The sequence below is a fragment of the Tenacibaculum aquaeponti genome (assembly GCF_057221555.1).
Map to the genome: position 1 here is coordinate 1,627,221 of NZ_CM170147.1, position 12,063 is coordinate 1,639,283.

General features: G+C 29.4%; 10 protein-coding genes. 8 read left to right on the plus strand and 2 right to left on the minus strand.

All coding sequences use genetic code 11. The annotated features are described in order from the left end of the window. Positions 1–60: 60 nt before the first annotated feature. The 3 genes from AC2TEO_RS07175 to AC2TEO_RS07185 are packed head-to-tail and all read left to right on the plus strand — an operon-like array spanning position 61 to position 5,933. The gene (locus tag AC2TEO_RS07175) at positions 61–1,962 is read left to right on the plus strand and encodes a DUF3858 domain-containing protein (protein ID WP_442267449.1); all 1,902 of its coding nucleotides are present in this window, start codon (positions 61–63) and stop codon (positions 1,960–1,962) included. 12 nt (positions 1,963–1,974) lie between these two features. Next, positions 1,975–3,984, plus strand: a complete 2,010-nt coding sequence (locus AC2TEO_RS07180) for a DUF3858 domain-containing protein (protein WP_442267450.1) — start codon at positions 1,975–1,977, stop codon at positions 3,982–3,984. 8 nt (positions 3,985–3,992) lie between these two features. Beyond that, positions 3,993–5,933 (plus strand): DUF3858 domain-containing protein, encoded by a 1,941-nt coding sequence (locus tag AC2TEO_RS07185; RefSeq protein WP_442267451.1) that lies wholly within the window; start codon positions 3,993–3,995, stop codon positions 5,931–5,933. 25 nt (positions 5,934–5,958) lie between these two features. Here AC2TEO_RS07185 and AC2TEO_RS07190 read toward each other — a convergent pair whose 3' ends face one another. Both AC2TEO_RS07190 and AC2TEO_RS07195 read right to left on the minus strand, forming a co-directional pair. After that, positions 5,959–6,606, minus strand: a complete 648-nt coding sequence (locus AC2TEO_RS07190; protein WP_442267452.1) for a DUF2490 domain-containing protein — start codon at positions 6,604–6,606, stop codon at positions 5,959–5,961. After that, on the minus strand, positions 6,606–7,127 hold the full coding sequence (locus AC2TEO_RS07195) for a hypothetical protein (RefSeq protein ID WP_442267453.1): 522 nt from the start codon (positions 7,125–7,127) through the stop codon (positions 6,606–6,608). The genes AC2TEO_RS07190 and AC2TEO_RS07195 overlap by 1 nt, the downstream gene beginning before the upstream one ends. A 140-nt stretch (positions 7,128–7,267) precedes the next feature. Between AC2TEO_RS07195 and AC2TEO_RS07200 the strand changes: the two genes are divergently transcribed. From AC2TEO_RS07200 to AC2TEO_RS07220, 5 genes are all read left to right on the plus strand, one after another. Then, a complete protein-coding gene (locus AC2TEO_RS07200; RefSeq protein WP_095069754.1) occupies positions 7,268–7,642 on the plus strand; it encodes a BlaI/MecI/CopY family transcriptional regulator in 375 nt (124 codons plus the stop codon). Positions 7,643–7,715: 73 nt separating this feature from the next. Continuing rightward, positions 7,716–9,911, plus strand: coding sequence for a M56 family metallopeptidase (locus tag AC2TEO_RS07205; protein WP_442267454.1), 2,196 nt, complete (start codon positions 7,716–7,718; stop codon positions 9,909–9,911). Between the two features lie 70 nt (positions 9,912–9,981). After that, a complete protein-coding gene (locus tag AC2TEO_RS07210) occupies positions 9,982–11,079 on the plus strand; it encodes a DUF4407 domain-containing protein (protein ID WP_442267455.1) in 1,098 nt (365 codons plus the stop codon). Between the two features lie 89 nt (positions 11,080–11,168). Then, the gene (locus AC2TEO_RS07215) at positions 11,169–11,360 is read left to right on the plus strand and encodes a cold-shock protein (RefSeq protein ID WP_442267456.1); all 192 of its coding nucleotides are present in this window, start codon (positions 11,169–11,171) and stop codon (positions 11,358–11,360) included. Positions 11,361–11,547: 187 nt separating this feature from the next. After that, complete coding sequence (locus AC2TEO_RS07220; protein WP_442267457.1) at positions 11,548–12,048, plus strand: 30S ribosomal protein S16; 501 nt, start codon at positions 11,548–11,550, stop codon at positions 12,046–12,048. Positions 12,049–12,063 lie beyond the last annotated feature (15 nt).

The following is a 12,063-nucleotide window of genomic DNA, read 5'->3' on the forward strand; positions in this document are numbered from 1 at the left end:
CATTTAAAACCCCTTTTTGGGGTTTTATTTTTTTTATTAAATTCGCACCCAAAAAACACTATGAAAAAACTTACTCTTCTTATAATCTGCTTTTTACAATTAAGTATAACAGCACAAGATACTGAATTATCGATACTAACTATACCTGCTGAATTAACAAAAGATGCTAATGCTGTAATACGTGAAAACTACATTGAAGTTAACATTGAAAATTCAAACAGAATGACTGTATACAAAAAAAGGGTTGTTACTGTTTTAAACAAAGAAGGAAATAGCGAAATTGACACTTATGCAAATTATGATGACGACACAAAAATCACTAAACTTTCTGCTAAAGTTTATGATAAATTCGGAAAAGAAATAAAAAAATACAGTAAAGGAAAGTTTATAGACATAAGTGCTGTTGATGGAGGAACTTTATACTCTGATGCTCGTATGAAATACATCAACTACACCCCTATTCAATATCCATACACTGTTGTTTTTGAATCTGAATATTCGACATCTTCTACAGGTTTTATTCCAAGATGGTATCCAATAGGTTCATTTTACACTGCTATTCAAAAAGCTGAATATAAAATTAACAATCCTAAAAACTTAACCTTAAGAAAAAAAGAGAAGAATTTTTCTGGCTACCCAATAGAAAAAGTTTCAGAAAACCAAATCCACTATAAAATAGCAAACCAACCTGCTACTGAATATGAAAGAAGTACAGTTGGTTTTTCTGATCTGTTTCCTTCATTAATGGTTGCTTTAGATCAATTTACTTTAAAAGGTGTTTCAGGTGGCGGATCTAACTGGAATGAATTTGGGAAATGGATGGACAGCAAACTTTTAAATGATAAAATAGTTCTTACTCCTGCTACCATTGCAAAAGCTAAGGACCTTATTAAAGGTTTTGATAATGACATCGATAAAGCCAAAGCCATTTACAACTATATGCAGAACAAAACTAGATATATTAGTGTACAAGTTGGAATTGGTGGATGGGAACCTATTTCTGCTGAAGAAGTAGATAAATTAGGTTATGGAGATTGTAAAGGCTTAACTAATTACACCAAAGCTTTACTGAATGCTGTAGGTGTTGAAGCTAATTATAGTGTTGTTTATGCTAAAGAACGTAGAGACATTGATAAAGACTTTACATCTATGCAAGGTAATCATGTAATTTTAAATATTCCTAATAACAATGGAGAAGATATTTGGTTAGAATGTACTAGTCAAACTATGCCGTTTGGTTTTTTAGGTGATTTTACAGATGATCGTGATGTTTTAGTAATTACTACAGAAGGCGGTGTTATTAAAAGAACTCCTGCTTATAAAAATGATTTTAATTCACAACACACTTCTGCTAATATTATTTTAAATTCTAATGGAAGTTTATCTGGTAAAATTGATATCACATCGAAAGGAATTCAATATGACAGTAAACAAGCTCTAGATAAGAAATCTAAAAGTGATTTAGAAAAGTATTACTTATCTAATCTTTGGGATTACAACAATAACATGAGCATAAATAAAATCGACATCAATAACGATAAAGACAATATTGTTTTTAATGAAAAATTAGATGTCGCCATTAATGATTATGCTACTTTGAACGGAAATGAATTTTTATTTAGAGTTAATGTTTTCAACAGAAACTCTTACATCCCAAAACGATATAGAAACAGAAAACTTCCTTTACAAATAGAAAGAGGTTTTAAAGACACAGATAAATACACTATAACAATTCCTGAAGGTTTTAGCATACAACAACTTCCTGAAGAAAAAACTATCAGTAATAAATTTGGAGAATATAAAACATCAATAAAAAAGATCGATGATAAAACCTTAGAATACAATAAATCGATTTTAATAAAAGAAGGAACTTATCCTAAAGAAGATTATAAATTATATAGGAAATTCAGAAAAAGTATCACAAAATTAGAAAATGCGAGAATTGCTATTTACAAAAACTAACTTATCAATACTATGAAAAACTTAATTTTATCTACGCTATTTTTAATAGCTTTTACAAGTAAAAATTTTGCCCAAGAAATAAAATTTGGAAAAGTCTCTAAAGAAGTCATTCTACAAAAAGAACACCAGAAAGACTCTACAGCTACAGCAGCTTATCTTTACAACAAAAGAAGAACCGCTTATTTGTACGATCAAAACAATGGTTTTATGATGACTACTGATATTCACAAAAGAATAAAAGTGTACTCTAAAGATGCTTTAGAGAAAGGTACTTTTTTAATTACTCTTTATAATAATGGAAGTACAAGAGAAAAAATCATTAAAATAAAGGGATACGCTTTTAACAATGAAAACGGAAAAATTGTAAAAACAAAATTGAAAAGTTCTCACCAATTTAAAGAAAAAATAAATGATAATTTCACTTCTGTAAAAATTGTATTCCCAGATGTAAAAGAAGGAACTGTTATCGACTTAATGTATACGGTTACTTCTCCTTTTATCACAAGTATCGATCCTGTGAATTTTCAATATGACATTCCTGTTGATCTTTTAGATGTTTCTATAGAAACTCCAGAATACTTCAATTTTAGAAAAGCTTCTAAAGGATATTACGCAGTTCCTGTACAGTCGTCTCGTAAAAGAGGAAAAATTAACATTACGTCAAAATCTAGATCTGAAGGAATTGTTAGAACGAGTTTTAGCAACTCTTCTATTGATTACACGAAAAATGTAGACCATTATAATGCTAAAGATATTCCAGCATTAAAAGATTCTGAACCTTTTGTTTCTAATATTAACAACTACAGAGGTGGTATTAAATACGAATTATCTTTTGTAAGAATGCCCGATAGCTCTCCTAAATATTATGCAACAAGTTGGGAAGATGTAAGTAAGAAAATTTATTCATACAGCAGTTTTGGAAACGAATTAAATAAATCTAGCTACTATAAGGATGAATTAGCTGCTGCACTTGGTACAGCTAAAAACGAATACGAAAAACTTGGAGCTATTTTCCAACTTGTAAAATCAAAAGTTAAATGGAATGGGAACTATAATAAATACACAGAATTAGGAGTTAAAAAAGCTTATAAAGATGGAGTAGGGAACGCTGCTGACATCAACTTAATGTTAACTTCAATGTTAAGAAGCGCTGGATTAAATGCTAATCCTGTTTTAGTGAGTTCTCGTTCTAATGGAGTTCCTATTTTCCCTACTTTAGATGGCTTTAACTATGTAATTAGCATGGTAGAATTTGCTAATGGAAAATATGCTCTTTTAGATGCTACAGAACCTTATTCTTTACCAAATTCTTTACCTGTAAGAGCTTTAAATTGGAATGGTAGAAAAGTACTACAGAATGGAACTTCTTCATGGGTAAAATTAAGTTCTTCTTCTCATTCTACTGAAGAAAACAAAGTAAAATTAACTATCGAAGACGATGGAACTTGCTCTGGTTTTGTAATACAATCGAAAACAAAACTAAGCGCTATGCAAAGTAGAAAACGTTATAACCACTTAAAAGAAGATGAACTAATTTCTAAGTTTGAAGAAAATTACAATATAGAAATCGATGACTTTAAAAGTAGAAATGAAAAAAATATTGGAAAGCCATTGAGCAGAATGTTTAAGTTTTCTTCCGAAGACTTAGTAGAAAAAATTAATGGTAAACTGTATATTAATCCACTTTTATTCTTAACAATGGAACAAAACCCATTTAAGAGTGACGAAAGAAATTTTCCAATTGATTTTGCTACACCTTGGAGTGATTCTAATAAAATTTCTATCAAAATACCAGAAGGATACAAAGTAGAATTTATACCAGAACAATTAGCTATTGGTATTCCTGATGATCTTGGCTTTTTTAAATTTATGGTAACAGAAGACGGGAAAACCATACAAGTAAATTCTAAATTACAATTTAACAGTGCTGTGATTTCACCAACTTACTACCCTACAGTTAAAGACTTCTTTAAACAATTAGTAGCGAAACAAAACGAGAAAATCATCATTTCAAAGCAATAGATATTTTCATGAAATATATATCAAGATTATTTCTACTTTTTTTAAGTCTATATGCTAATTCCCAAACTGGTGATATTCAAAAATTGGGTTTAACAGATTTAAAAGAAGTAGAAATGTCTTTTTATCAAAAAGATTCTACTGCCAAAGCTCTTGTTCTAGAAGAAAAAGGTCACGAATACATTGATCAAGAAAATGACTACTATTTTAGACGCGATGTATACAAAAGAGTTAAAATTTTTGATCAATCTGAAGTAGATAGAGCTACCATTTCTATCAATTCGTACAAGAAAGAAAAAGTTTTAAATATTAAAGCCATTTCTTATACTTCTGTAGATGGACTACTAAAAAAGATTTTTCTTTCAGACCAACATATTTACGAAAAGAAACTTTCAGAAAACTGGACTCAAACAAGCTTTACATTACCTAATGTAAAAAAAGGTTCAGTAATTGAATACACCTATAGTCTTATTTCTCCATATTCTAAACTAGATGATTGGGAATTTCAATCTGACATTCCTAAAATAAAAAGTGATTTTACTGCAACGATTTTAGGAAATTGGAAATACAACATTCGTTTGCGAGCTAATAAACCATTAGATCGCAAGAGTAATCACGTGGAAAAAGACTGCGTTCGACTTTCTAATGGTTTAAGTGGTGACTGTTTAATTTATGAATTTGGTTTTGATAATGTCCCTGCTTTTAAAGGAGAAGATTACATGCTTTCCGAAGAGAATTTTAAATCTAAAATCATCTTTGAACCTATTTCATATACAACTATAGACGGAAGAGTAAAGAAGTACACAAAAACTTGGAAAGACGCAGATAAAACTTTAAAAAATAATTTCTTTGACGGACAAACATCTAAGAAAAGTTACTTTAAAAGAAATCTACCTAAAAATCTTTTTACCAATCGAAACGATTTAGAAAGAGCCAAAGCTATTTACAAGCATATTCAATCAGAATTAAATTGGGATGGTAAACTATGGTCTAGTGATAAAATCAAAATTAGAAATGTTTACGAAGACAAAACTGGAAGTGTAGATGGTATAAATCTTTCACTATACAACGCGCTTAAAGCTGCAAAAATTGAAAGTTACTTAGTTGTTTTATCAACAAGAAAAAATGGAATTGTAACTAAACTTCATCCATCTGTTTCTGAGTTTAATTATGTGCTAGTAAAAACTGTAATTAACAATGAAGTTTATTTTTTAGACGCCACAGATAAAGATTTATTATTTGGTGAAATTCCTTTCCGCTGTTTAAACGGTGAAGGACGCGTTTTAGATTTCGACAAAGGAAGTTATTGGGAACTCATAAAACCGAAATTTAAATCTTTTATTTCTCATAACATTAACCTTAGTTTTGAAGAAGGTGGTTTAAAAGGTAAGATAGTAACTTCTCGAAGAGGCTATTATTCCTACAGTGAACGTATGAAACTTTCTTCTAAATCTGAAGATAAATACATTGAAGATTTTGAAACTAAGAATCCTTTTTTAGAAGTTGACGACTTCAACAACATTCCTACACAAGAAGGGAAAGAAACTTTTAAAACTTTTTTATCTGTTAGTATTCCTGATGTTGAAAAAGAAGATATTATTCGCTTCGTTCCTTTTGTAGTTGATCAAATAACAGAAAATCCTTTTAAATTAAACGAAAGAAATTACCCTGTAGATTTTGGTTATGCTTTTACACGCTCCTACATGATTAATATAGATGTACCAGACGGATATAGCATTAGCAAACTGCCAGAAAGTAAAGGTATTTCTTTACCAAATAAAGGAGGAAGAGTTGTATTAAATGTAAAAAGCACAGAAAATAAAATAAAGATATATTCAAAATTCTTTTTGAACAAAGCTATTTACAATCAACAAGAATATCATTATTTAAAAGAATTCTATAACAATATTATTAATATTCATGGAAGTTACATCGAGTTAAAAAGAAATTAAAAATCCGCTGAAAAGCGGATTTTTTTTATAATGAAATGTACATTGTACAACGCATCCATAATTGATTTTTATTTAATTCTCTGACAAAATCTGCAGCTCTATACTCTACTCCAAATTCTATCTTATTACGTTTGCTTAATCGATACCCTAAATTTGGCGCTAATCTTATTTCTAAATTCTCACCATTAAATTGCCATAAATATTCATTAGACAGTTTTAAATACCATTCAAAAACATCAATTTTATCTCCATTCAAAGCGCGTTGGATTGTAAATCGATATCGTCCTCTTAAATTAATCACATCATCGTAAAACTGTTCAAAAGCAAATCGATGTCCCATTTGAAATTGCTCAAGACCATGAATAATATTATAATGTTGTAACGATCTGTACTCAACTTCACCATCTTTAAATCGAAAAATGAATCCAAAATTTAACTTGTTATTCATTTCTGTTTTTAGTGAAAAAATAGTTGAGACATCAACCAAACTATGCGTCAGTTCAAATTCTTTATCATAAAAAAACTCTCTAGATTCTATACTATTCACCCATTTTATTTTAGGCGACATTTTAAATGAAGTAACAACTTTAGGTAAAACTCCCGCAGAAAAATTAGTTTGACTCGTAATCTCCCCTACAAACAAGACAAAAAAGAAAATAAAAATACTACGCATTAAAATTCTAAATTATCTGAATTCAAAACTTTAAATTCAAGTTTTTTAACAATCTCTCCTTTGCCATTCATTAAGATTTCGAATAGTTTTCGCTCCTTTCCTATTTTACCAGAAACCACAAGTTCAAAAAAACAAGTACTGTAATTCCCTTTTGTTTCAAACGCTTTAATTCTTGATAATAACTCTTTTCCTGAAAACTGAAGTTGCAATTTCTTAATCTTATATTTTGAAAAAACCGTTTGTAATCCCTTTTTAATCATTTCTTGGTCAGGTTTGCTCAAACTATTTAACCTTACTTTTATTTCAACATCTAATATTTTCCCTTTAGCATCAAACTCTAAACTATATTTTTTAGCATTGTAATACGTTTTTGCCTCAAAAGTTTTTCCGTCTTGACTTTCTTCTCCATACCATTTTACTTTCTTTTCAAACTGAAACTGCTTAAGAAATTGAACAGCAGATATTGGAACTTCTTCTACATTTAACCTAAATTCTCGCTCATATTTATACTGAGAACTCATTATAAAACAAGTAAACAAGCTTATTAAAACAACTAATTTCATATTGCAAAAATAGAAAGTTGTTACAAAAAAACACATTCTACACTTGTAGAATAAAATTTATTTTCTACATTTGTAGAACAAGTTCTAATTCTGTAGAAATGAAATTATCAAAATCTGAAGAGCAAGTAATGCAATATTTATGGAAACTAAACAAAGCTTTTATGAAAGATTTGTTATTGGAATTTCCTGATCCAAAACCTGCAAACACGACTTTAGCTACGCTTTTAAAGCGTATGAAAGACAAAGGTTTTATTGATTATAAGCTTTATGGAAAATCTAGAGAATATTTTCCTTTGGTAAAGAAAACAGATTATTTCTCTAAACATGTAAATGGTTTGATTAAAAACTTTTTTAATGATTCTGCCAGTCAGTTTGCTTCATTTTTCACTAAAGAAACCGATTTGTCTGTTGATGAATTAAAAGAATTGAGAAAGATTATAGATCATCAAATTAAAGAACAAAACAATGATTAATTACCTTCTAAAGTTTACGATTTGTCTTGGAATACTTTTGATCTTTTATCATTTTGTATTACAAAAAGAAAAGATGCACAACTTCAATCGTTTCTTTTTAATTGGAGGTTTATTGTTTTCTTTTCTGGTTCCTGAGTATACAATTTATGTAGAGCCTACATTAACTACTGAACTTATAATTCCTCAAACATTCGAAGAATCAGTTAGTGCTACCACAAGTAAAATTGATACAGAAACTAATTACTTTGATTTCAATTTACTTTTACAAACGATATACATTATTATAGTTGGTGTTTTGCTATTTCGATTCTCAAAGAATCTTTATAATATTTTTAGCCGAATTAAAAACAACAAAATCATTAGCTATTACAATGCCAAACTTGTATTGGTTGAAGATGAAATAGCTCCGCATACTTTTTGGAACTACATTTTCATTAATAAAGACGAATACCATAATGAAACTATAGAAAAAGAACTTTTTACGCATGAGCTTACTCATGTTACACAAAATCACACTTTCGATATTATTCTTATAGAACTTTTACATGCTATTTTTTGGTTTAATCCGCTTTTTATTTACCTAAAAAAAGCCATAAGATTAAATCATGAGTTTTTAGCAGACGCATCTGTTATCGATACTTACAACAATACTATTACATATCAAGAGCTTTTATTAAAGAGAAGTTCTGATTCAAAAGAATATTACTTGGCCAGTAATTTGAATTTTATTTTAACTAAAAAAAGATTACTTATGATGACTAAACAAAAATCTGGCAAAGCAATTTTGCTAAAAAAGATGAGTGTTATTCCATTGCTATGCGGACTTTTATTTTCACTTGCTGAACGGGCTGAAGCTTATAACAACCCTACTGAAATTGAAACAAAAGAGAAAACAAACTCAGAACTTTTTCTTGCTTCCGTTGAAAAAAATGGCAATGAAATTAAACTAAAATGCTATAACTGTGAAAGATGGGCAAAACTAGCTATACCTTTAAATGAAGAACATATTATTACTGATTTCGGTTTTACAAATAAAAACCGCGTATCAGGAAGTGAATATGCTTTTTCTATAAAAGCAACTGAGAATGATATTACATTTTCTGGATTGAAAAACACTGCTTGGATAAACCTTAAATTTCCACTGCTGAACGGTAAAAAACAATACCTAAATCAAAACGGAATAATTCCTTACGATGAAGCTTCTGTTGAAAAACATCTTGATAAAGAATTAAAAAAAATTAATGATCTTAATCTTGATTTCAAAGAGCAAAAAAACGATACATTACATGGTAAACTTCCTAATGGAGAAACTATAAAAATATGGGAAGACAAAGATTCTATCCCAAAAAAACGAATTGTTAATCAAAAAAAGAAGACACTTACCTACTCAACTAAAGAAGGAAAACGAATAACTAAAAAATTTTCAGAGTTAACTCCAGAAGAGAGAAAAATGTTACCACCTCCTCCACCTCCGATGAAAATTTCGAAAAACAAAGTGAGTACTAAATTGCTAAAAGAATTACAAAACACTAAGAAATATGCTATTTGGATAGATGGGAAAGTTGCTGAAAACTCGGTATTAAAAAACTATAAATCAACAGATTTCAAACATTATTCAGGAGGTTACATAAAGAAAAACGCTAGAAATAAAAAATTTCCTCAGCCGTATCAATTCTATTTAATTACTAAAGGGAACACTAAAAATTACCCAACTGTAAGAAAAGGAGATCAAACAAATATTCCACCTCCTCCTAAACCAAAAAAGAAAGAAGAAGTTTATGATGCTAACGGAGAAAAATTGTTTTTTGTAAAAAACGAGAACGGAATAAAATACTATAATCGTTTCGGACAAGAAGTAACTAAATCTGGAGAATTAATTACATCGGAAAAGAGTTCATCACCTCATGGTGCAGTAGTTAGAAAAGGTGATTCAACCAATATTCCACCTCCTCCAAAAAGAACATATCCTAAAGTTAAAAAAGGTGAAAAAAGCAATATTCCTCCACCACCAAAACCAACAAATGGAAATTATGTAGCAAGAAGAACAGTAAAAACAAAAAATAAATTATCTAGCGAACAAATTAAAAATCTTTTTAACTCAGATAATTCACCTTTAAAAGATAATGGTGAAATAACAAAGTATTATTTAGATAAAAAAGAGATTAGTAAAGAAGACTTTTTCTCCATAAAACATACTCAAATTGAAACATTACATGTCGTAAAAAACAACAATAGTAATAGATCCATTTACGTAGTAAGCAAAAAATAATTCTTGTTAAAAGCCTCTTAAAAGAGGCTTTTTTTTGTAACAAACACCAAGCTAGATCGTTATTAATAGTATGAAACGTTTCTTTCTTTTATGTTCAGGTGTAGATCTCGACCTGATACAAAATTGCTCTAATGGTGAACAAAATAAATATGCTGGTATTGGAGCTACAGTATTTTTTACTGCTTTAATGGCTACAATAGCTAGTAGTTATGCCTTATATACCGTATTTAACAATATGTATACTTCCGTATTCTTCGGAATCATTTGGGGATTGCTCATCTTTAATTTAGATCGATACATTGTTTCTACACTGATAAAAAAAGACAGTTTTATTAAAGAATTCGCACAAGCTTTCCCAAGACTTTTATTAGCTGTAATAATTGCAATTGTAATTTCTAAACCTCTGGAGTTAAAGATTTTTGAAAAAGAAATCAATCAGGTATTATTGACAGAAAAGAATCAAATGACCTTAGATAATAAAAATCAAATTGCAGCTCAGTTTACTCCTGAAATAACAAAGCTTCAAACTGAAATTTCTGATTTAAAAGAAGAAATTAATTTAAAAGAACAAGAAACCAATCAACTTTACGAAACATATATAGCTGAAGCTGAAGGAAGAAAGGGAACCAAACTAAAAGGTAAAGGTCCTGTATATAAAGAAAAAAGAGAAAAACATGATGCTTCATTGGCACAACTTTCTGAATTGAAAAAGAATAACCAAGAAAAAATCAATACTAAAGAATCAGAAATCGCTTCTTTAATTCAAAAACAAAAAGACTCTGAAACAAATTCTCAGCCAATTATTGCAAATTATGATGGATTAATGGCTCGAGTAAATGCTTTAGATCAACTTCCATGGATGCCTTCTTTATTTATTTTCTTATTGTTTTTAGCTATAGAAACATCTCCGATTTTCACAAAACTTATCAGTAGCAAAAGTGAATATGATTATAAATTAGAAAATAGAACTTCAGAGATAAGAACTTGGATTCAACAGCAGATAGATCAGAGACAAAAAATAATGGATACTGATACACATATCAACACCGAAATTTATAACGATTTAAAATCGGAAGAAGAACTTTACAACTACAAACAAAAAATGGCTCAAAACCTAATGAAATTGCAAGCAGATTCCTTTTTTGAAAACCAAAAACGTTTATTGTAAGATAGTTAAAAAATAAAGTCAAAAAAACTCTGATTTACTGAGAATTAAATCTTAAATTGCGGCTTTAATATTTAATACATTTTTTTATAATGAAACAAGGAACGGTAAAGTTCTTTAATGAATCTAAAGGTTTTGGATTTATTACAGAGTCAAATTCAGGAACAGAGTATTTTGTACATATCTCAGGACTAATAGATGAAATCAGACAAGGTGATGAAGTTGAGTTCGAACTTAAAGAAGGAAAAAAAGGATTAAACGCTGTAAGTGTTAGAGTAATTTAATATATAACAACATTTAATTTTTAAAAAGCATCTGTTTTTTCAGGTGCTTTTTTGTGTAAATAAAACTGTGAATGAGCATTTTATTCAAATAAGTTTTATAAATTTGCACACTTAAAATTCGAAATATCTTCGAGTTAAAAATTAATAGTTTAATAATCAAGGTCGTGTACCTTAAAATTTAACAAGTATGCCTGTAAAAATTCGTTTACAAAGACATGGTAAAAAAGGAAAGCCATTTTATTGGGTAGTAGCTGCTGATTCTAGAGCAAAAAGAGACGGTCGTTTCTTAGAAAAGATTGGAACTTACAACCCAAACACTAACCCTGCAACAATTAACTTAGATGTTGATGCTGCTGTAAAGTGGTTACAAAATGGAGCTCAACCAACTGACACTGCAAAAGCTCTTTTATCTTACAAAGGTGCTTTATTAAAGAACCACTTAGCTGGAGGTGTTAGAAAAGGTGCTTTAACAGAAGAGCAAGCTGAAGCTAAGTATAACGCTTGGTTAGAGGAAAAATCTGGTAAAATTGCTGGTAAAGCTGATGGTTTAGCGAAAGCTAAAGAAGATGCTAAAGCTAAAGCTTTAGAAGCTGAAAAAGCTGTTAACGAAGCTCGTATTGCTGCAAAAGCTCCTGTAGTAGATAGCGAAGATGCTGCTACTGAAGAAGGTGGAGATAGCGAAGAGTAAAAAAGTATAACGATA

What these genes read in the sequence shown, in the direction of transcription:
- AC2TEO_RS07195 (WP_442267453.1), bottom strand. Translation starts at nt 7,127, where the DNA reads ATGAGTTCTCAGTATAAATATGAGCGAGAATTTAGGTTAAATGTAGAA.
- AC2TEO_RS07190 (WP_442267452.1), bottom strand. Translation starts at nt 6,606, where the DNA reads ATGCGTAGTATTTTTATTTTCTTTTTTGTCTTGTTTGTAGGGGAGATT.
- AC2TEO_RS07185 (WP_442267451.1), top strand. Translation starts at nt 3,993, where the DNA reads ATGAAATATATATCAAGATTATTTCTACTTTTTTTAAGTCTATATGCT.
- AC2TEO_RS07215 (WP_442267456.1), top strand. Translation starts at nt 11,169, where the DNA reads ATGAAACAAGGAACGGTAAAGTTCTTTAATGAATCTAAAGGTTTTGGA.
- AC2TEO_RS07210 (WP_442267455.1), top strand. Translation starts at nt 9,982, where the DNA reads ATGAAACGTTTCTTTCTTTTATGTTCAGGTGTAGATCTCGACCTGATA.
- AC2TEO_RS07175 (WP_442267449.1), top strand. Translation starts at nt 61, where the DNA reads ATGAAAAAACTTACTCTTCTTATAATCTGCTTTTTACAATTAAGTATA.
- AC2TEO_RS07220 (WP_442267457.1), top strand. Translation starts at nt 11,548, where the DNA reads ATGCCTGTAAAAATTCGTTTACAAAGACATGGTAAAAAAGGAAAGCCA.
- AC2TEO_RS07180 (WP_442267450.1), top strand. Translation starts at nt 1,975, where the DNA reads ATGAAAAACTTAATTTTATCTACGCTATTTTTAATAGCTTTTACAAGT.
- AC2TEO_RS07205 (WP_442267454.1), top strand. Translation starts at nt 7,716, where the DNA reads ATGCACAACTTCAATCGTTTCTTTTTAATTGGAGGTTTATTGTTTTCT.
- AC2TEO_RS07200 (WP_095069754.1), top strand. Translation starts at nt 7,268, where the DNA reads ATGAAATTATCAAAATCTGAAGAGCAAGTAATGCAATATTTATGGAAA.